The following is a 19,773-nucleotide window of genomic DNA, read 5'->3' as shown; positions in this document are numbered from 1 at the left end:
GTTGTAGGAGATACAGCGGGAGTGTCTTGAACTGCATACTACGAAATGGCATACTGGCGGCGACTAGTGAGGAGAGAGACGCGTGTTGTGCATCTGAAGCATTGCTATTTTCTCTCCGTCGAGCTGGGGAGAGTAGTCCTTGTTCCTGAGCAGCAGCTACATGTACGGTCGCTGAGGATATGCTTGGAATTTGAGATGGCGCGCGCACTTTGCCAATAAACTTATCAATTGGAGGCATGGGAAGTGTTGTCGCCTCGCGTTGATGGTTGGGCATGATATATGCTTCATCCTGGGGTTGTCGCTTGCCCCCTCAAGTCCGCGTGCCGGGGCATGAAGATGTATCTGTGTGCGCTCCTTCAAAACGTTGTCATAGGCCTGTGCAAATGCCATAATGTTGGGGTAGCGTTGCTCGGGCTTCTTCGCGAGTGCGCGGAGAAACACCTCATCTAACTCGGGTGGGAGCGTAGAAATATACGAGCTGGGAGGTGTTGGTGTCGTATTATGATGATGGTGAAGTAATTGCGATGCCGTTCCCTCGAAGACCGCGCGTCCGGTAATAAGTTGGTACATCATGACCGCAAGAGCATATTGATCCGCCGAGGGACCAACGTGCACCGAGGTTGCCAGCGTGGGATCATCAAATTGCTCTGGAGCCATATAGAGTGGTGTACCCACTGAGCGATGTAGCGAACGCCCATTGCGGTAAAAGGCAGCCAGTCCAAAGTCGGCCAGGAGCAATTTCGGGCGGCCATGCGGAAAGATCAGTGGCAAATTGAGGTGCTGATGCCCTTTGGGATTGCCTCGCTCAACCCGTATCAGGAAGTTTGTAGGCTTAATGTCGCGATGAATAATGCCATGATCGTGAGCATATTGAAGTGCTGCCGCAGCCTGCAAGAGATAATAGCCACCTTCTTCCGCCGAAATAGGCCAGCCAAAACCATACTGCTGGGTGCGTTTCTGTAGCCAATTCCATAGTGAACCTTCTGACATGTAAGGCATGACCAGATAGGTAATTGCAGGTCCATCGGGCTCCATACATTCATCACCAAAGTGATAGAGTGGCAGAATATTCTCATGGTCTAATTCTGCCACAGCGCGAGCTTCGCGCTCAAATCGCGCCGCAGCCTGCTTCCCTTCGGGGGTATTTGGAACCGCTCGTAAATCTCCACAGACAACTTTGATGGCTACTTTTCGCCCAATGCGGGCATGTTGAGCCAGATAGATATCACCCATACCACCACTCTCGACAAGATGTATTAGGCGATAACCGCCGAGAGTTTTCCCCACCAACATATTCATCCAACATTCCCTTAGAGAGAAGGTGCGAGCATAATACGAACTGGTATTTTGCTCACACGTTCTTATTGATACGCTTTTCTACACACAGTATACACTCTACGTAGAAAAAGTCTCCTAACAATGAGAAAAAGGTGCTATTAAATAGTTGATGTATACGCCTTCTGAGATGCGATATTAAAGTATTTGATTTTAAAATATATAGAGATAAAGTACATGTATAAAATAAAAATATCGATATTTACCAAGAAGGTATCGTATAGTGTGATATAAATCAGAAGTATTCCATGTTTTCATTTGGGGAGGATGTGGGTAAGGGAGGGGCCTGTCTAACAAGGCAACTCTCATCTCTTACCCACGCTTGTCACTGGGGAAGATCATACATAGTGAGAATGTAGTCAGAGGCTACTTGTAAGCTAGTTATATGTGCTGGTTGTCTTATCCGTAGAAGTAGCCTGCCGTTCGCAAAGAGTGCGTTCGATGAGGGGGCGCAGGGTCGCATCTGAGGTGTGCAGTGCATTCGATAAAAGGTCGTTTCCCGTTTCATGCAACCACTGTTCTATTTCAGGCATCATGGGTAGACATGGAGTGATATGTGAAAGTATGGCACTTTGTACACCATCACCATATTGCATGGCTTGCCAATAATGTCCTAGTAGCTTCCCCAGTTCATGGAGGGCGAGTGCGTCTTGCCAGGTACGATGGTATCGCGCGCTGTAGAAGAGCGCACAGACATTATCAGAAAAGCGACCATTTTCAAAAAGTGGTTGTGGTGAGCTATCAGGTTCCAGGGAGGGGGTATGTTCGCTAAACATCCAATAGAGGAGAAACGCCGCTTGAGCTGAGAGTTGTGGCTGGTACAGATATGTATCAAGGGGAAGCGTGTGATAAAGCGCGTGCGCGGCATATGGTTCCAGACCATGTAGCCGCTGTAATCCACTCGATAATAATAGAGGATAGAATGCCTCCTGTTGAAGCGACAGGCAGCATTTCAGGATATCTATTTTGGGCCAATCCTGGGCCTGAGCAAAGCCATGGAGCAACTCCTCTAGAGCTTCGCAAGTTCCCATTATGGCAAGGGATCGAGAGGCATATTGCGAGATCGATGGGTCCAGTAACAGGGAACCGAGGAAACGTGTGAGTTCTTGAGACTGAGTTTGGTCCGCGAAAGTAATCAGCGAATGATGTGTGGACATTGGTCGCTTATAATAACCGAGAAGCAGGATTGCCATACGCCGTGTGTAGGCTTGAATATTAGTGGTTGGATCGGTTTGGCGTGAGATGTGAGGCGGATCACCTCGCTCAATTAGACGCAGCCAGATGGGTAGGAGACTGCCCATGCGATCAATCTCATAGAGCATTGCTGGAAGCACACTTCGCCACTGCTGAAACGGGCCAACCTGAATTAATGAGACGATCTGGTTAGCGATCTCATCTTCTGTGATTTTCCGCCACCGTTTCAGCATTAGTAAATGTGTCATCTCATTTCTCAGAAGACTCAATCGTTGTTTTACTTCAGGAGCATTGGTATCGAGCGGAGGTATGGGGCGAAGGGCTAACAGGTGTTCTACCGTACCGGGAAGTGGAGTTGCCTCCATTATTGTATCTTTGGTTGAACTTCCTTGAAGTGGAGATGATAACCTTTCTTGCATCATATATATATTGTCTGATATGTCTCTTTCTGCCTCTTCTGGCATCACTAATGAGGCGTTATCAATATGGCTGCGATTAGTGGTTGTGTCTGACATCTGCTTCTTCCTCCTCAACTTTCCACTATTGTATGCGTAAATATAATTTTGATGGAAGCACGCTTATTGTATCCCGGTGTTATCTGCTGGTCAAGACATACTCGGCGATTTAATTTGGAGTATCTATGATATTTAGCAGGTGCTGGCTGTTTGTTGGTATTATACCTATACTAGACTAAATACAAGCTATTTATGTGGTAGGGAGATTGTATGTCTTCTGTTGATGCTATATTTGAACAGATAATCACACAGGTCCGAGCGTTGTTATATTGTGATGTTGTTTATTTAGAGCTTGTATGCCCTGAACCCCAGTTCGCTCATCCTCTCCTAGCCTGTATCAACAAGCGGAAAGGACTGGTTTCTGACTATGGAAAGCCCGAGGATTGGGATAACGCGAGTCGTAACACAGTTTATGCGTTGCGTGATATGGCGATCCAAACAGGAAGACCATGGATTGGGAATGCGGCGAGATTGCCAGGACAGAGCATCGTAGGGAGCGTCGCTGTTGTTCCATTAGGGGAGCCTGGAGGGATGCTGGGCTCGTTAGTGTGTATGGATATGCAGCCAGATGCATTCTATTATGGTGAAATGTGTTTGCTGGAGCAGATGCTTCCCAGGATTATGCACCAGGTGCTTGAAGGTGTAATACGACTCTGTGAGGTGGATCTGCTTATTTACCAAAAAGAAAAGGCCAGAGCAGATTTTTATGCACAGCAAGAATTTCTCTCCCTCTTATGCCATGAATTACGTCGTCCGATGACCGCTCTCAAGGGATATACAGAATTATTTTTGACATATGGTAGTGAAGAGCCTAAGGTGCATACCGAGTTTGACTGGCAGGCATATTTGCATATGGTACAAGAAAAGACGCTTCAGTTGGAGGAATTGGTCGATGATGTGCAGGATGTCGTTCGTATGAGCAGAGGCTATTTGCGGGTATGCTCGCGTCCGGTTGATGTTGTACGTTTGTGCAGAGACATGGTAAAGCAAGAGCAGAGCCGTTTAGAGCAGCTGGCCCTGGGGATTATCGACTTTGCCTGGAGATCGCGCGTGATATGCCTCTAGTCTGGGCGGACCCGGTGCGTCTACGTCAGGCGCTTGCCAATTTACTTGATAATGCCGTAAAGTATTCTCCACATGGTGGGCTAATTGAGCTCCTGGTTACAGACCAGGCTCCCTATTTGGAGCAGTCCTATTCTGTCATCAGACCAGAGCGAGCGCTTCAGATTGACCCGACTACCAGTTTGGGCGAGCCTCCAGGTGACTCTTACCTTTATATTACTGTTCACGATCATGGTGTAGGCATTCCTCCCCATTTGCAGCAAACGCTTTTCCGTCCCTTCACTCGCCTGGAGCATGATATGCAGATCCGTGTGCCTGGGAGTGGGCTGGGGTTGTATCTCGTTTTGCTTCTGGTTGAACGCATGGGAGGGATACTCCTACTTCAGAGCGATGAAGGGCGTGGCACAAGTATTACACTGGCGCTTCCTATAGTGCAAAAGCACATTGCTGAAGATAGGGTGTCTACGTTGTTAGAGACGCAATCATATCCATTATCGGTCTCTAACGTTAACCATCAAGCGTGGAGTCTACCAGGATAGTAGAGGGCCAGCTTTCTATGCTCTGTGCATCCATTGTATGTAGTGTACCATCCTGACGCAATTTTATACCTACTCCAGTGGATTGTCTTGGGGTGGATAATAGCTTTTTGGATACGGGTGAACATTAGAACGATGTTCACCCATACTCATCAATTTTTCCGCGCCGTAGGCACAAAAGCTTACCCATGAAGAGGGCGCTAGTTGGGAAATGGACGAGTTCTGACAACGCTCGATTGGCTCTTGCTAAATACAGCACAGTTTGTTATAGTGTGCGTATATATTCCTCGTATTAGATGCTTTCGAAGGGAAAAAATATGCGAGTAGGTCTACTTGAAGACGATGTTGCCATTCAGGAAATGGTAATGCTCGTGCTGCAAGATGAGGATTATGAAGTCATCGCGTATCCCGATGCTGAAGCGTGCCTGGATGCCTTGCGTATAGAGGCACCAACATCTAAAACTACCTCCATCGATTTATTGATAGTTGATTGGCGCCTCAACGGTACAATGTCAGGTATTGAGGTCATAAAGTGTGTGCGTAGTGTACCATACCTGGCTGAACTTCCCATTATCTTAACGACAGCTGCGACTTTTACAGATATTGAGTCATTAAGAGATTTGCAAGTATCGCTTTTGGAAAAACCCTTTTCTGTTGATGAGATTATTTCTCTAATCAAGCGTGTTACTGGTCCCTTGGCATCCTCATAGTGCCCAAATGTCCTAGTTACTCTTAGAGCCTGCCTTCATAATTGCTTTTTCTTAGCCTCTAAAATCTCAACCAGGATCAAGCTTTGCTGAGTTTTTGCGCGTTTTACTTCTTCAATCTAACTACAGCAAGCGCTAAATCTCTTCTTTTCCTTAAAAATTGCTGAGCATACATTAGAGTCTGCTGAAAATTTACGAAAAGGGGTTGTCCCCTCTTTGTGGATGCTGTTATGCTTTAACTGTTAACGGACACAGCAATCAGTTTTCGTCTATGTGTTGTAGATGGAATATGCTGTGACGGAGAAGGTAGCTCTCGTAAACACGAAAAGCGCGTACTGAGCGAGGAGCAGAGGGGAATGGCTTGGAGATCGTAGTTCTTCTAGGAGTGATTGGTATATACCGTGTAGCCTAATGAGGTCTTAGACGGAAGCCAACCCTGGAGGGAGCGATATCCTGGTGTGGTTAGCACTGACATACCCTGGTTTTCGCAAGGTGAGTAAGGTACTGACCAGTAAGAGATAGTTTCTTTATAGTTATCTCTGCTGTATCCAAATTGCTGCATGCGTCGTGTTTACTAGTATGAGGTATACAACAGTTTGGCTCTAATAAGCGATAGGGTCAACGGAGAGCTTATCTTCATTGCGAGAGTTGGAGAGGTTGTCTGTTTCAGCTCTCTAGTGTGATTCGCAAGCATTGACGACGAGTAGTCACTAGAAACTGAAGAGGAGAAAATCAATGCAGTCACAAAAAGGTCGTGGTCGCGGTTTTGCTTCTATGAGCCCCGAAAAGAAACGTGAGATCGCCAGCAAAGGCGGAAAAGCAGCTCACGCTCTTGGTACGGCCCACAAATGGACCAGCGAAGAGGCTCAGGCCGCTGGACGCAAGGGCGGCTCAATCAGCCGTCGTCGCTCAAAATACAACGTTCAGGCGTAGCCTACGGTACTGATGTACAGGCATACGTATGCCTGCATCTTTGCTTTAACACTTTCCCACGAGAAGTTTTAAACACCAAAAAGAGAGGTCGATGGCTTTTTTCCGACCTCTCTTTTGTTTGTGAATTACTAGAGTTTCAGGGCCCTTTAGGGTAGAGTAAGATATTTTGTTGGATCCTTAAAGCTGTTGTTGTCTACAACCATGAAATGCACATGTGGGCCAGAAGAGGCTCCTGTACTGCCTTCGTACGCGATAATATCGCCCTTCTTTACATTTTGCCCTACATTCACGATAAAGCTTGCTAGATGTCCGTACACGGTGGCGATATAGCGCCCGTGATTGATTTTGATGGCATTACCTAATCCCGACCAGTCCCAGCCTACCCAGATGACCTGCCCATCATCGGCTGCCTGGACCGCAGTGCCATAGCCGTCTGTCGCAGCCAGGTCAATGCCTGTATGTGGTTTAACACATCCGCACCAGGTTTGATATTCGGGTGAGCCAAAGGGCTGCGTTATCCTCTCGCTCTTCATCGGTCGTATCATCTCTCCAGTGCCCATGACACCGCTATCCGTAACTGCGGTCGCGCAGATACCCCATAAGCCCATGTAAGGTGCATTACAGGAGCCTTCTAAGGTGGTCAGGGCTGGCGTTGGGGTTGGAGTCGCAATATGTTGTGAGATTGATGAGGCCCCTTGCATATTGGTCAGTATGAAGTTGCCAACACCTTGAAAGAGAGGCGTATTTGATCCACCTAGTGGGGTACTGATAAAGATGGTTAGGAGTATTACCACTACCACTCCAACCGTTGAAATGATGGAGAGACGTGAGCGGACTTGTGGCGTGATTTTGTGCTCTAGTTTGCGGGTTTGTCTCGCGTTTGGTGTTGGGGCGGGAATGTAGGTTAATGGTCTGGTGAGCTTGCGTGTTGGGCGACTGCCTGGAAGGGGATTAGTGGTAACCCGGGGGCTCATTGCTGGAGACTGGGGCGTGGGGTAACCGAGTGACATCGATCTCGGGTGCTCTTCATTCGAATGTGTGAGTGGTCCAGTGAAGCCAACGTTGGGCGATTGAGGCTGCCATGCGTATGTCTTGTTCCCCTGATGAAATGACTGACCGGCTATTGGTGTTCTGGAACCAGGCTGTGACCACTCCTGGGCTGGCGTTGTCATGGAAGAAGGAGGGACTGCCTGGGCCGGTTGCCAGGGAGCAGGCATGGGTATGGGGGGAACGTTGGTTGGCGCATAGGTACTCTGCTTTGAGTGTGCCGCCTTTTCATCTGATGAAAACATATTCAGTCCTCGTTGATGGCCTGACCGCCGCATTTTTTCGATTTCCCTTAAATGTAACTGATAAAACTGGGCCTTTCCAGGTTCTGAGTGCCCATATAGCTGAAATAGGCTACCTCTGCTATATTGCTATACCCTGAGAATGAAGATAGCCATATGAAAATACCTCGGGATGATGACGTTTTTGTAATGAAAAGGCCGAACAATGTCTATACATACGATTTTAAGTTGTAAATGCACTAATATTGGAGTAGGTGCATAGATGCATATAGAAAACAAAAGAAATAAAGCAGTACTTTCTGCTGAGTTCATTTTGAGAAATATGAAGCCTATGAGTATACTGTTCTAGTATATTTTTATGTGCATTTATATTTGTATTGCATTATGAGGAGGGGATGGCGCGTGCATGTCACAAGAAATTCCTGAAACAAGTATTAAGAATTGGCAGGATGAGGAGATGAGGAGTGCTTTGGATGCTTCTGGAAACGTGGGCCTCACCAGTGTCGCGGATACGCCTCACCCTCTCCAGGAAAAGCCCTCGCGCTTCAGGCGCGCCTGGGGTGGCCGCACCTTTCGCTTCAATTTAAGCAATTTCCGCCTGAATGGTGGACTTTCCTCGCGGCGCTTTAGTATTGTTGAGGCTTCTGTTTTATTGATTCTAGGCATCCTGGCCTCTAAGGGGCTAGGAGTACTGCGGCAAAGCATTTTCAATGCCTTCTTTGGGATAGGGCCGGAGGCGAACGCATTCTATGCTGCGATTCGTCTTCCAGATGCACTCTTTAATCTCATTGCGGGGGGAGCGTTAAGCCATGCCTTTATTCCTGTATTTCTTGCCTACGAGAAGCGACAAGGACAGGAAGAAGCCTGGAAGCTCTCAAGTCTGATATTTAATGTGATGCTGCTTGTGCTGACTGTTGTGGTAGTGGTAGGCGAGTTCTTTGTTCCGGCCTTTACACGTTCGCTCCTTGTCCCTGGCTATACTGAGGCAGAGAAAGAGTTGACTATCACGCTAACGCGTATTATGCTCTTTCAGCCCTTGATTCTCTGTCTGGGCACCATCGTGACAGGTGTGCTGAATAGCAAGCGGCAGTTCCTACTGCCAGCCTTCGCGATTGCGATTTATAATCTGGGCCTGATTGCGGGCCTGATTTGCACGCGCCTGGTGCCAGAGGTGGGAATATATGGACCAACCATTGGTGTGCTTATCGCCTCGCTCTTACAGGTGGTAGTACAGGTCGTACCGCTGCTCAAGCAGGGAGTTCGCTATTCGTTTATCTGGAACCTGAGGCATCCAGGTCTGCTTGAGGTGTTACGTTTGCTGGGGCCGAATTCGCTTTCGCTCGCTGTAGTGTATATTGCACTAATTATTGAGACATATTTTGTGTCGTATCTGCCTGATGCTGGCAGTCTGGCAGCATTGCATAATGCCGACATGCTTCAGTTGTTGCCCTATTCGTTACTCTCACAGGCTATTGGGCAGGCACTCCTGCCCCATTTGACCGTACATGCGGCAGCAGGTCGTTTCGTGCGTATGAGGCAAATGGCGCTGAGAGTAATGGGGGCTTCAATTCTGTTGACTGTTCCAGCGGCACTCATGCTGGCGCTAGGTGGTCAGTGGCTAATTCGCCTGATTTTTCAGCATGGGGCTTTTGACACACACTCAACTGAGCTAACATATCTGGCGTTGTTAGGCTATGTCTTTGCGATACCCGGAGTGACGGCGGGTGACCTGATGACGCGTGGTTTTTTGGCTTTGAAGGACGCGACTACGCCATTGATTACCAATGTTGTAGCTCTGCTCTGTCGTGTGGGAGGTATTGTAATGTTCCTGTGGCTTTTGCCACGGCCTTACATCATTCTCTCGATACCCCTGGCATATGCCCTGTCGGCCTTGCTAGAGGCGCTCTTATTGAGTGCTCTACTCTTCGGGAATTTGCATAGAAAGGTTCGTCAAGACCGAGGTATGCAGCGTTTACTTCGTTATCGCCTTCACCTAGTCGGAGCGCGTGCCAAGAAAGGATGAGTTTGACTTTTACAAGGGCTTTCATTCTATCATCTCATCCCAGATTTCTCTGGTGGCAATGCGTGTGCTTTTCTGTACTGCTATTATAGGATCAGGGGCATGCATGAATGATTGTTGGCATTGTGAGCGGAGGTTGGGCTCTGAAGCCGTAAAGATTAACGGATAGACCAAATTGTCGTTTGCCCCTGATGGCCTCTGGGATGGCAAGGGAATAAACCCCAAATAGAGAGAAAGGAGTGTGCGGCTTACCTCTCAATCGTAACGCCTTTGTTTGTAGAGCATGCAAGGATAATGATGAGGTTCGCTGCTTCGCGAGATATATGAAAGCACGTGCCGCATATACAGATACAACTGCTCAAGCATCAAGAATGGCAATATCTCAACCGATACAGGGAAATCGGCGTTCGATCCAACAGAGAACGGAAAGCATTGCCGCGCTCCAGGTGCGCATACAGGTGCAGCGCGATGAAAAGGCCCGACTAGCGCGAGTGGAGCAGATCAAATCGCAGGTGGATGCGGGAACATATAAGCTTAATAGCCGCGCTATAGTGAGCGGATTATTACACTCGTCCCTAGACTGGAAGTTTCTATACATGAAGGAAATGGTTATGGTAGAAGGTACACCTGAAGAGGCATAAACTCCTTTTCTGACCCATGGGGATTGAGCAACGTGGTGACTGGTGAGAAGGGTATCTGTATATAAAGCAGATACCCTTCTTTTTTATCTCTCTACTTGAGAATATTCCCCTTGAGCGCCAACAATGCGGCATGAGGTTAATGTCGAGAGTCGCAAAGCTCTGCCGCGCGAGGATAGCTTGCCTTCTTTCTGTAGTTGGTCTATACTGAGGATAGGTCAGTATGTTAAATACTGCTATAGATTTAGTCATAAAGCGGTGTTATGATGCGTAAAACAGATTTTTCTGGTAAACGAAGAGGCCGTTACATTTCTAAGTTCGATGTCTTCCGAGGGTTTCATCTCTCCACCTGTTACCCTTGACCTCCTCATACCTTCCTCATTCTTCACTGTGTTAGTTGTCATGCTATCCAAAGCCATCTGCCTATCAAGCACGTTCCCTGAATTTTGCTATGTATTAAATATACACGCTATCTGCGCGTTTCAGGCATTATTCTGTTTGTAAGCAAGCTTCCAGTGTTATCCATGAAATTGTTTATGGTGGCGCTGGTAATTCGTAAGCACTGATTCAATCAGGTTTTGAGCATTGCTCAATCTCTGGTTTTCTCCATCTGCACAAGCAACCTGGTTAAAACTTTCTAGAGAAAGTGTTCGGTTGTGCTCCCGATACGCGGCTCGGTGTGAGATGGTTTCTCTGGTCGCGTTCACCGAAAGGATTATTATGAGTGATGGTAATTTACGAAAAGCATTAGAGACGTCAAAATACTATCTTGAGATGGTGTCGAAGACACAACTCGATGCAAACGAGGCTCGCTGGTTGATTGATACAACGGTTGCTAATTTCGCGCACTACTATAACAGTGGCTTTATGGAGTATCGAAAGTCTGTCTCTGAAGCCGAAGATGCTGCGGCTGTAGAATGGACTGGGCGAGGAGCTACCTTTAGAGATGCTCTAGGGCGCGAGTTTATTGACTGCCTGGGTGGGTTTGGCATCTTCAATCTGGGGTGGGCTCATCCCAGAGTTGTATCGGCTGTGCAGGCCCAACTAGCTAAGAGCCCATTGCCCACTCAAGAACTCCTCGATCCACTGCGTGGTATGCTAGCGCACTTGCTGGCTGAGATTACTCCCGGAAATATTCAGTATAGCTTCTTTGTGAGTAGTGGAACCGAAGCGGTTGAGGGTGCTATGAAGCTTGCCAAGCTATATACAGGGAAGAGTGGCTTCATTGCCTCCGTGGGAGGTTTTCATGGGAAAACTGCTGGTTCTCTCTCTCTGACGGGCAAGGCCGCATTCAGACGCCCTGCTCTTCCGCTCCATCCAAATATCTATCATGTACCTTATGGCGATGCGGAGGCTGTCGAGCAGCAACTACGAATCGCGCGCGAGGTGGGAAATGATATTGCCGCTGTTGTCATGGAGCCAATCCAGGGGGAAGCGGGTGCGATTGTGCCTCCTGATGATTTTTGGCCGGCCCTGCGTCGTATCTGTGATGAATATGAGGTCTTGCTCATTGCTGACGAGGTGCAGACTGGTATGGGGCGTACGGGCAAGCTATGGGGCGTTGAGCATTGGCAAGTCATTCCAGATATTATGACTTCCGCCAAGGCTCTTGGAGGCGGTGTGATGCCTATTGGTGCCTTTATGGCTACGCCCAAGATCTGGCAGGTGTTCAATGAGAACCCATTTATTCATACCTCGACCACAGGCGGAAATCCTCTAGCTTGTGCCGCTGCTATTGCCGCAATTAACGTGACCCTGGAAGAGAATATTGTGGAGCAGGCGCGAGAGAAGGGCTTATACTTTAGGCAGCATCTTGAGGCTCTGTCTGAGCGCTATCGTGATGTCTATTGTGGCATCAGCGGCAAGGGCTTGCTTCTGGGGCAACATTTCGTAGACGATGAGACTGGCTATGCCGTAGCGGCGGGCCTTTTTAAGCGTGGTGTGTTGATCTCTGGTACGCTGAACAATTCGCGTGTTATTCGGGTAGAGCCACCGCTTATCATAAGTTATGCTGAGATTGATGCCATTCTCAATCGTCTTGAGGATACGCTGTGCTCATTGCGTACCAGCCTCTCGCTACCATCAGTTGGTGTTGAGCAATCACTACCACTTTCTGCAATGACGCTTCATCCCTGGAGTACCGCAGTGTAGGGTAACAATGCCACTCCTTACGCCTTGATTTCCAGCGGCGCAAGGAGTGGCGTTAAGCATTGCTCAAGTCAAGTTATCGATGAGGTGACGAGCGGTATATAACCAGTTTGTGGGAGTATCATTAGGGATTGAACAGCCATTGGCGAGAATGAATTTTCGGCCTTTGGTTTGTGTGATGGCGGAGAGCATCTCATTCTTGAGTTCTGTCTCTCCGCCGTGGGTGAGTGGCCCGCGCTCTAACAGTCCACCCATCAAGCACTTATCCGTTATGGTTCGGGCCTCTTCAAGATTGGGACCAGTCAGGCGGTCACTCCAACTTAGGACGGAGACCGGATAGCGGTTAAAAAACTCAAGATACACCTGATCCGAACTCTGGCCTGGGTCGGCATGTACATGTACTGTATTTAGCCAGCCTCCACTCGCCCCGCGTAATGCCTGTATATCGTACGGATAACCTACATTGGCGTAGTCATCGAGTGTTAGGTCGGCGGTTGTTGCGCCCATGCAAGAGAAGAAGATGCCACTGGCTCCCGCATCGATAGCGGCTTCCATCAGCTTGTTTAAATTGGCTGCGAGTGTGCCTAACCCTTCCCCAAGAATCTCAGCCCGTTTCTTGACGGCATCAAGGGCCTGCTCTTTCCCTAGAAAGTTCATGGCATAGGTCAAAGGGCTGAACAAAGTGAGTAGAATGGGATATTCGCTTCCTAGCATGGAGCGTAATGTACGGACGCAGGTGATCTGTTCGCGGAAGGCTGGTGTGTTGAGGTCCAGGCGTGGTAGGAGGCGAAACTGGTCAATGGTGATGGGTGCGGTGTCTGGTGCTGGATAGGGGAGGTCGGGCATGATTTTGGCGATATCTAATTTGAATGTGTCAACGAAGAATGCTTTCGTGAGCTCAGCCAGGCGTTGGCCTGATCCTTCAGGCTGAAAGTGATGCCAGAAGCAAAATGGAACACGGTCAACCTCTTGCCCCTGGATTGCCGCGCGTACACGCGCGCCGGGTGTCATGGTCTGCATAGCTGCTCCTTCCCTATTCGTGTGGTACCTCTTCAGAAGATATTTTTTCTCCAGAGCGGGTGGTTGTGATTGGTCCAAGTCCTTGTTCGTAGCGTGAACGATCATATTCTGAACGCTTGCGCGAGCGCTCCATGATTTGCTCATCAAGCCAGTTGGCGATCAAGGCGCCAACTGTGGCACCGCCAATGAGTGCAACGAGCTTAACCAATGATGCCATCGAGTTATTCTTCATAATAGATGCTGCCTGTGCTCTTTCTATATGTACCCCAGAGCCATACACTATGGATACGCGAAGCCTTCATGCAAAACTTTGTGCACTCTGTATTAGTTACACGATAGAGACGGCTAATCCGTTGGCAGACGGTGAAAAAGCTTTCGTCTAAGCTCGTATCGTTGTCGCGATGCGGTCAAATAGCTACCCATAATGGTTATCCAGGATCACAAATTATAAGAATGTCCCATACATGTGCTAAAATCGTGCTAAAATCTGCTATTGAGTTTTTAATAAGTGGCTTATAATTGCTGTCGATGAGGTGTGGTATGGAGAAATTGCGGCGGCGTGTGCAAGTGGCCCGGGGAGAGCAACCGGCTGATCTGGTATTGCGCAATGCCCAACTGGTAAATGTATGCAGCGGTGAGTGTTACCTATCCGATGTAGCTGTGGTTGATGGCTATATCGCGGGTATTGATGTGCCTAATTCAGGCTATCGAGGTCGTGAGGAGCGTGACCTGGAGGGTCGCTGGCTCGCACCAGGGCTGATAGATGGTCATATGCATATTGAGAGCACCATGCTTTTGCTTTCAGAATTTGCGCGTCTGGTTGTACCTCGTGGTGTGCTAACGGTGATGCTTGATCCGCACGAGTTCGCGAATGTGTTGGGCATGGAGGGTATACGTTATGTGCTGGATGAGGGACGGAACCTGCCTTTATCAAGCTATGTGCTACTCTCGTCGTGTGTTCCGGCCTCCGCATTCGAAAGCCCGTACCGTGTCTTGCGAGCCGAAGATCTGGTGCCACTGCTGGCTGATAAACGTGTGCTTGGCCTGGCGGAGATGATGAATATGCCTGGAGTTCTTGCTCAGGATGAACAAGTGCTGGCTAAGATCCAAGCAACGTTGGCGCATGGTGGAGTTGTGGATGGGCACGCCCCAGGCCTGCGTGGGAAGGACTTGAACGCGTATGCCGCTGCTGGAGTGATGTCCGACCACGAATGCACGACGGTTGAGGAGGCCCGTGAGCGTGTGCGCCTGGGAATGTGGCTGATGATTCGTGAGGGATCCGCCGCGCGTAACCTTGAGGCTCTTTTGCCTCTGGTGCAAGAGCTCCATCCGCCGCGTGTCTTCTTTGTGACTGATGATCGGGACCCGCAGGACTTGATCTCACGTGGTCATATTGATTCGATGGTGCGCCGGGCAATTGAGCTGGGTCTTGATCCAGTGGAGGCCATTAGGTTAGCATCATATAATACTGCCCAATATTTTCGTTTGTATGATCGTGGGGCGCTTGCCCCAGGGTTTGTTGCTGATATGGTCGTGCTGGACGATATACGCACATTTCAGGTAGAATCGGTCTATAGGGAAGGTGGGCTGGTTGCACGCGATGGTGCGTTGTTAGCACCCATCGTCTCTGCTAAGCGTCGGGAGAGTGCGAATACAATCCATATTAGTTCGCTCTCCCTGGATGATCTGCGGATAGCCGGTGAGCCAGGATCTGTCGAGGTCATTGGTATCCAACCCCATCAGATTACGACATTGCATTTGCGCGAGGAGGCTCCACTTGCGAATGGGTTTATAGTTGCTGACCCAGGGCGTGATTTGCTAAAACTGGCTGTGGTGGAGAGACATCATGCCAGCGGTCGTGTTGGCCTTGGTCTTGTCAAAGGCCTGGGTCTGAAGCGGGGCGCGCTTGCTTCCAGCGTTGCTCACGATGCGCATAATCTGGTTATCGTAGGAACTAATGATTCAGATATTCTCAGTGCGGCACATGCATTAGAGGAGATGGGTGGAGGTTTTGCCTGTGTTGTGGATGGCGTCGTGCGCGCACGTGTTCCTCTGCCATTAGGTGGTTTGGTTTCGCTTGAGCCTGCGCCTGCTCTCCTGGCACAGTTGCAAGCGCTGGATGCCGTCGCGATGGAACTTGGTTGTACATTGGAACACCCTTGTATGACATTAAGCTTCCTCTCACTTTCGGTCATTCCTGCGCTCAAACTGACGGATCAAGGACTGGTTGACGTTGAAACGTTTACGTTGCTTCCACTTCAACGAAGGTAATGTTCCATGCTATTGAAGCTTGTTGAGTATCACTGGGTTGAGCATATCGAAGATGCTCTCCTGCTACTCGGTCGGATGGATATCAAAACGGTTCCGTTGGCCGGGGGGACATATTTATTGAGCCTAAAGGACGAGAGTATCCAGGCGGTAGTGGATCTACGCGACTTACAATTGGCATATGTTACGAGTGACACCCAATATTTGCACCTGGGTGCGATGACCACTCTCCAAACCCTTGTAGACTCACCGCAACTCAAGGGTATTGGCATTGATGTGCTCTCGCAGGCTGCCCAGGCTTCCTCTTCCTCGCGCCTGATTCGCAATTGTGCGACTCTTGGTGGCACCATTGCGACTGGTATGGCCTCACAGGCAGACCTACTGACTGTGTTGGTGGCTCTGGACGCTGAGATTGTTGTGCGTTCAGGCTCGCGTACACAGGTGAATCTTAGCGGCGGTTCTAATGAACGACCTGGTCTGGCCCTCTCGGGCGTTGTGTTTAAAGGTCGACATGAACGACGTATTGCCAGTGCGAACTATGAGCTTGAGCGTCGTCCCAATGAGTTGATTTCCGAGGTAATGCTTCCAAAGCCTGCCTCAGCGTGTGGCACCTCATTCGCGCGTATTAGCCGTTCTCCTACCGATGTTGCCCTCTTGAACGCGACCGCACTGGTGGAGATTGAGGCTGGTCGCTATAAACGTGTGCGCCTTGCTTTTGGTGGCGTCAATATGGAGCCAGTCCGTATTTCAGCTATAGAGCAACAGCTAGAGGGGCAGCCTGCGAACGCCCCTTTGAATGTCTCTCACTTACAGGCTCTTGTGCGCAACGGTATGCCCTTATTTCGTCCACCATCCGATGCGCGTGTAAGTGGCGGCTATCGTCGAGTCAGCGGCGTGAGACTGGCATGTCAGGTGCTTGAAGAGGCAATGAATGTTGCTCACTGGCGTAGTTCAGTTGCGTCAGGTACGGGGAGAGATTTTTGATGGAATTAGAACTGCATATCAATGGCGTCATTACAAGCGTGAATGTTGACGCAACCGAGACGCTACTCTCTCTGCTACGCCGTGAGGGGTATTGCGGAACCAGACAAGGCTGCGAGACGGGCGATTGTGGAGCCTGTACCGTGCTGGTGGATGGAATCGCGCGTCCGAGTTGTGTTATGCTGGCGGCACAGGCTGGCGGTTGCACAGTAATGACTGCTGAAGGGTTACCCGCTCAGAAGGGCTTGAGTACTCTTCAGCAAGCCTTTGTGGACGTGGGTGCAGCTCCATGTGGCTTCTGTGCTTCGGGTATGCTACTCTCTGCCCATGCGCTTTTACAACGCAATAATCACCCTGATGAAGCCGAGATACGTGAGGCCCTCTCCGGTAACCTCTGCCGCTGTGGCGGATATGAGAAACCCATTCAGGCGGTGGAGCGCGCAGCCGCGCTTATGCGAGGTGAACAATCTAAGTTGGTGGAGCCAGAGGTGATCCATCAGAGCGAGCAGAATCCTCTGGCGGCTTTGGGGATGGATCGTGAATTGACTTCCAGTGGTATCACTGATCGCTTGCCCGTGATTACAAGCAGCATGAGCGCCAATGCGGATGCGACATTTACTGTCGTAGGGAAATCGCTTCCCAATAGGAATGCGGTCAAATATGTTACCGGGTCTCCCGCCTTTGTAGCTGATTATGAGCAGAGGGGTATGCTCTATGGGAGTATTCTGGCTAGCCCTCATGCCCATGCAGTCATTCGCGATATTGATGTTGCAGAGGCAAGGGCACTGCCCGGTGTACACGCTGTATTGACGTATAAAGATGTGCCGCGTGTGCCGTACTCCAGCGTTGAGCGTGGATTGCTGGAAAGTGGCCCTTATGATCAATATATGCTTGACTATAATGTACGCTATGTTGGGGATCGTGTAGCGCTGGTTGTAGCGGAATCGGCTGAGATTGCGGAAGAGGCCCTGAAGTTGATCCAGGTCGAGTATGAAGTGCGACCTCACATTCTAGACCCTCGCCAGGCACTCGATCCCAACGCGCCTCGTTTGCATCCTGAATCGGAATCGCGTGGCATCTTTGATGCATCGCGCAATGTCGCTATGCGTGTGCGTACCGAAGTTGGTGATGTTGATCAGGGCTTTTCTGAGTCCGACATCATCGTTGAGGGGGAGTATATTTTACCTGTAACGCAGCCTGCTCCCCTGGAACCCCATCACGTGACGACCTATCTTGATGAGGATGGGGTGCTGGTCGTTCGAAGCAATACCCAGGCACCACATCATGTCCGACGTACTCTGGCTCGTTTGCTCGACCTGCCGTTGCGCAAGGTGCGCGTCATCCGGTCTGAAATAGGTGGTGGATTTGGCATTAAGCAGGAGATAATACTAGAAGATCTCTGCGCGCTGGCGACTCAGGTGACTGGGCGCCCCGTCACGCTGGCATACGCACATGCAGGTGCGTTCACTAGCAGTCGCGTGCGCCCTGCTTACATCATCCGCCTGAAGACTGGTGTCACACAAGATGGGCGGATTGTCGCGAATCAGATGGCGCTCCTGACTGGTACCGGAGCGTATGCTACTCATCCATTGACGGCAGCGGAGGGGGCTGTGCCTCAAGCTCTTTCTCTGTATCCTAGTCCTCATATGCGCTATGTTGCTGAGGTGCTCTATACCAATACCGCGCCATCCGGGTCTTTCCGGGGTTATAGCTCGCCTCAGGAAATATTTGCTCTGGAGAGCCATCTAGATGAGGTGGCGAAACGTGTGCGTCTGGATGCGCTTGAACTCCGCCGCCGCAATTGGATCAGAACTGGTGACGAATTGTCTCTGGCGAAGGCGGCAGCGGCAGGACGGGATGTTGGATCGTTGCTGGTTGAGAGTAGTGGATTGGCAGAGTGTCTGCGCGTGGTGGAAGAGAAACTGGGCTGGCACATCAAACGAGGTGTTGTCAATAATGGACGTATGCGGCGCGGAGTAGGCGTGGCTCTCTCCATGCAAGGGAATCCTCTGGCCCAGTCTTCAACAAGCGGAGCTATCATGAAGCTAAACGAAGATGGCTCATTAGATGTCTTTGTGGGAGCGGGCAATCATGAGGATAATGAATATACCTTGCTGGCGCAGATTGTCGCCGAAACGCTTGGTGTGATGCCTGAGAGCATCGTTGTGTATATGGACGATACCGCGCTGACTCCCGCCGCCTTGGGTGAGAACGCGACCTCTACTTTCTATCTGGCGGGAGGTGCGGCACGCAAGGCCGCTGAGCAGATGCGTCGCCAGATCCTGGCTATTGCTGGTCGCATGCTCAATGCGTTGCCAGAGTCGCTAAAGTTAAGCGAGGGCATCATCTCTGTTCCCAATGTCAACCAGACCTTTACGGTGGCTCAGGTGGCGGCATACGCTCTCTATGTTGAAAATCGCCAATTGATGACAAATGCATCCTGGCGAGTGGCGCAGTCTCCTCTGACATTCGCAGCTATCGGCGCAGAGGTGGAGGTCGATACCGAAACGGGCGCGATTCAGATATCGCGTATCATTACTGCTGTTGATGTTGGACGGATGTTGAACCCGATGCTCTCTGAAACACGTATTCAGGGAGAGGTTGTGCAGGGGCTTGGTACCGCGCTCTCTGAAGAGATCTTCTATGATCAGAAAGGGCGACCTCAGACAAAGCATTTCGACAACTACCATGTTTATAATGCGGTCGATATGCCTCCTGCTCAGGTTTACCAGGTGGAGACGACTGAACCCGCTGGCCCCTTTGGAGCCAAGGCGATTTCCGATGTTGCTCTAGGCGCGGTGGCCCCTGCCATCGCGAACGCGGTTGCATCTGCGACCGGAGTACGCCCACCACAATTGCCGCTTACACCGGAACGTATGTTGCGTGCTCTTCACGCTCATGCTCAGTCTCAGCAGCCAGTTCGCTCATAAATCTCTTATCCGACCTCTCGGTTTGCCAAACTTCTCCTCCGCGAACCGAGAGGGCCTGCGTAGATGAATTATGCCAGGAAGCCATCCTATAGTTCTTCAGAACCCATTTATGGGTACTTCTCTATGCTCAAATATTTCGTAGATTCTAAACAGCTATGTCATAGATGCCAAGGCATAATAGTAATAAACTGGTAGTA

15 protein-coding genes are annotated in these 19,773 nt (G+C 49.9%); 10 read left to right on the top strand and 5 right to left on the bottom strand.

The genetic code is table 11. The annotated features are described in order from the left end of the window. Positions 1-156 precede the first annotated feature (156 nt). Both K3T82_RS06660 and K3T82_RS06655 read right to left on the bottom strand, forming a co-directional pair. Positions 157-1,299, bottom strand: a complete 1,143-nt coding sequence (locus K3T82_RS06660; protein ID WP_220192700.1) for a serine/threonine protein kinase — start codon at positions 1,297-1,299, stop codon at positions 157-159. A gap of 413 nt (positions 1,300-1,712) precedes the next feature. Next, positions 1,713-2,894, bottom strand: coding sequence for a hypothetical protein (locus K3T82_RS06655; RefSeq protein ID WP_220192699.1), 1,182 nt, complete (start codon positions 2,892-2,894; stop codon positions 1,713-1,715). A 360-nt stretch (positions 2,895-3,254) separates the two neighbouring features. Between K3T82_RS06655 and K3T82_RS06650 the strand changes: the two genes are divergently transcribed. The 4 genes from K3T82_RS06650 to K3T82_RS06635 all read left to right on the top strand — a co-directional run bounded on the left by K3T82_RS06650 (position 3,255) and on the right by K3T82_RS06635 (position 6,282). Next, the gene (locus K3T82_RS06650) at positions 3,255-4,109 is read left to right on the top strand and encodes a sensor histidine kinase (RefSeq protein ID WP_220192698.1); all 855 of its coding nucleotides are present in this window, start codon (positions 3,255-3,257) and stop codon (positions 4,107-4,109) included. Then, positions 4,100-4,645 carry a sensor histidine kinase gene (locus K3T82_RS06645; protein ID WP_220192697.1) on the top strand — a complete coding sequence of 182 codons (546 nt, stop codon included), beginning with the start codon at positions 4,100-4,102 and terminating at the stop codon, positions 4,643-4,645. Before K3T82_RS06650 ends, K3T82_RS06645 begins: the two co-directional genes overlap by 10 nt. Positions 4,646-4,959: 314 nt before the next feature. Continuing rightward, complete coding sequence (locus K3T82_RS06640; RefSeq protein WP_220192696.1) at positions 4,960-5,352, top strand: response regulator; 393 nt, start codon at positions 4,960-4,962, stop codon at positions 5,350-5,352. Positions 5,353-6,084: 732 nt separating this feature from the next. Further along, the gene (locus K3T82_RS06635; RefSeq protein ID WP_220192695.1) at positions 6,085-6,282 is read left to right on the top strand and encodes a KGG domain-containing protein; all 198 of its coding nucleotides are present in this window, start codon (positions 6,085-6,087) and stop codon (positions 6,280-6,282) included. Between the two features lie 146 nt (positions 6,283-6,428). Here K3T82_RS06635 and K3T82_RS06630 read toward each other — a convergent pair whose 3' ends face one another. Next, the gene (locus tag K3T82_RS06630) at positions 6,429-7,574 is read right to left on the bottom strand and encodes a M23 family metallopeptidase (RefSeq protein ID WP_220192694.1); all 1,146 of its coding nucleotides are present in this window, start codon (positions 7,572-7,574) and stop codon (positions 6,429-6,431) included. A gap of 403 nt (positions 7,575-7,977) precedes the next feature. Here K3T82_RS06630 and murJ point away from each other — a divergent pair, with 403 nt between their 5' ends. The 3 genes from murJ (at position 7,978) to K3T82_RS06615 (ending at position 12,380) form a co-directional block, all read left to right on the top strand. Beyond that, positions 7,978-9,594 carry a murein biosynthesis integral membrane protein MurJ gene (murJ, locus tag K3T82_RS06625; protein WP_220192693.1) on the top strand — a complete coding sequence of 539 codons (1,617 nt, stop codon included), beginning with the start codon at positions 7,978-7,980 and terminating at the stop codon, positions 9,592-9,594. A 368-nt stretch (positions 9,595-9,962) separates the two neighbouring features. Continuing rightward, on the top strand, positions 9,963-10,232 hold the full coding sequence (locus K3T82_RS06620; RefSeq protein WP_220192692.1) for a flagellar biosynthesis anti-sigma factor FlgM: 270 nt from the start codon (positions 9,963-9,965) through the stop codon (positions 10,230-10,232). Between the two features lie 717 nt (positions 10,233-10,949). Continuing rightward, complete coding sequence (locus K3T82_RS06615) at positions 10,950-12,380, top strand: putrescine aminotransferase (protein ID WP_220192691.1); 1,431 nt, start codon at positions 10,950-10,952, stop codon at positions 12,378-12,380. A gap of 63 nt (positions 12,381-12,443) precedes the next feature. On the opposite strand, the gene K3T82_RS06610 is transcribed toward K3T82_RS06615, so the two are convergent. Then, on the bottom strand, positions 12,444-13,397 hold the full coding sequence (locus K3T82_RS06610; RefSeq protein WP_220192690.1) for a uroporphyrinogen decarboxylase family protein: 954 nt from the start codon (positions 13,395-13,397) through the stop codon (positions 12,444-12,446). 13 nt (positions 13,398-13,410) lie between these two features. Continuing rightward, on the bottom strand, positions 13,411-13,614 hold the full coding sequence (locus K3T82_RS06605; RefSeq protein WP_220192689.1) for a hypothetical protein: 204 nt from the start codon (positions 13,612-13,614) through the stop codon (positions 13,411-13,413). A 323-nt stretch (positions 13,615-13,937) separates the two neighbouring features. Between K3T82_RS06605 and ade the strand changes: the two genes are divergently transcribed. Genes ade through K3T82_RS06590 form a run of 3 tightly spaced genes read left to right on the top strand, consistent with a single transcriptional unit; the run spans position 13,938 to position 19,576 of the window. Then, positions 13,938-15,668 carry an adenine deaminase gene (gene ade, locus K3T82_RS06600; RefSeq protein WP_220192688.1) on the top strand — a complete coding sequence of 577 codons (1,731 nt, stop codon included), beginning with the start codon at positions 13,938-13,940 and terminating at the stop codon, positions 15,666-15,668. 6 nt (positions 15,669-15,674) lie between these two features. Then, entirely contained in the window at positions 15,675-16,649 is a 975-nt protein-coding gene (locus tag K3T82_RS06595; protein ID WP_220192687.1) for an FAD binding domain-containing protein, read from the top strand. After that, the gene (locus tag K3T82_RS06590; protein ID WP_220192686.1) at positions 16,649-19,576 is read left to right on the top strand and encodes a molybdopterin-dependent oxidoreductase; all 2,928 of its coding nucleotides are present in this window, start codon (positions 16,649-16,651) and stop codon (positions 19,574-19,576) included. The genes K3T82_RS06595 and K3T82_RS06590 overlap by 1 nt, the downstream gene beginning before the upstream one ends. The last annotated feature ends 197 nt before the right edge of the window (positions 19,577-19,773 follow it).

This window comes from Ktedonospora formicarum, from assembly GCF_016587355.1.
Taxonomy (GTDB): Bacteria; Chloroflexota; Ktedonobacteria; order Ktedonobacterales; family Ktedonobacteraceae; genus Ktedonobacter; species Ktedonobacter formicarum.
This window is presented reverse-complemented; position numbering and strand designations above follow the sequence as displayed.

What these genes read in the sequence shown, in the direction of transcription:
- K3T82_RS06660 (WP_220192700.1), bottom strand. Translation starts at nt 1,299, where the DNA reads ATGAATATGTTGGTGGGGAAAACTCTCGGCGGTTATCGCCTAATACAT.
- K3T82_RS06595 (WP_220192687.1), top strand. Translation starts at nt 15,675, where the DNA reads ATGCTATTGAAGCTTGTTGAGTATCACTGGGTTGAGCATATCGAAGAT.
- K3T82_RS06645 (WP_220192697.1), top strand. Translation starts at nt 4,100, where the DNA reads ATGCCTCTAGTCTGGGCGGACCCGGTGCGTCTACGTCAGGCGCTTGCC.
- K3T82_RS06610 (WP_220192690.1), bottom strand. Translation starts at nt 13,397, where the DNA reads ATGCAGACCATGACACCCGGCGCGCGTGTACGCGCGGCAATCCAGGGG.
- K3T82_RS06620 (WP_220192692.1), top strand. Translation starts at nt 9,963, where the DNA reads ATGGCAATATCTCAACCGATACAGGGAAATCGGCGTTCGATCCAACAG.
- ade (WP_220192688.1), top strand. Translation starts at nt 13,938, where the DNA reads ATGGAGAAATTGCGGCGGCGTGTGCAAGTGGCCCGGGGAGAGCAACCG.
- K3T82_RS06635 (WP_220192695.1), top strand. Translation starts at nt 6,085, where the DNA reads ATGCAGTCACAAAAAGGTCGTGGTCGCGGTTTTGCTTCTATGAGCCCC.
- K3T82_RS06650 (WP_220192698.1), top strand. Translation starts at nt 3,255, where the DNA reads ATGTCTTCTGTTGATGCTATATTTGAACAGATAATCACACAGGTCCGA.
- K3T82_RS06605 (WP_220192689.1), bottom strand. Translation starts at nt 13,614, where the DNA reads ATGGCATCATTGGTTAAGCTCGTTGCACTCATTGGCGGTGCCACAGTT.
- K3T82_RS06655 (WP_220192699.1), bottom strand. Translation starts at nt 2,894, where the DNA reads ATGGAGGCAACTCCACTTCCCGGTACGGTAGAACACCTGTTAGCCCTT.
- murJ (WP_220192693.1), top strand. Translation starts at nt 7,978, where the DNA reads ATGTCACAAGAAATTCCTGAAACAAGTATTAAGAATTGGCAGGATGAG.
- K3T82_RS06640 (WP_220192696.1), top strand. Translation starts at nt 4,960, where the DNA reads ATGCGAGTAGGTCTACTTGAAGACGATGTTGCCATTCAGGAAATGGTA.
- K3T82_RS06590 (WP_220192686.1), top strand. Translation starts at nt 16,649, where the DNA reads ATGGAATTAGAACTGCATATCAATGGCGTCATTACAAGCGTGAATGTT.
- K3T82_RS06630 (WP_220192694.1), bottom strand. Translation starts at nt 7,574, where the DNA reads ATGTTTTCATCAGATGAAAAGGCGGCACACTCAAAGCAGAGTACCTAT.
- K3T82_RS06615 (WP_220192691.1), top strand. Translation starts at nt 10,950, where the DNA reads ATGAGTGATGGTAATTTACGAAAAGCATTAGAGACGTCAAAATACTAT.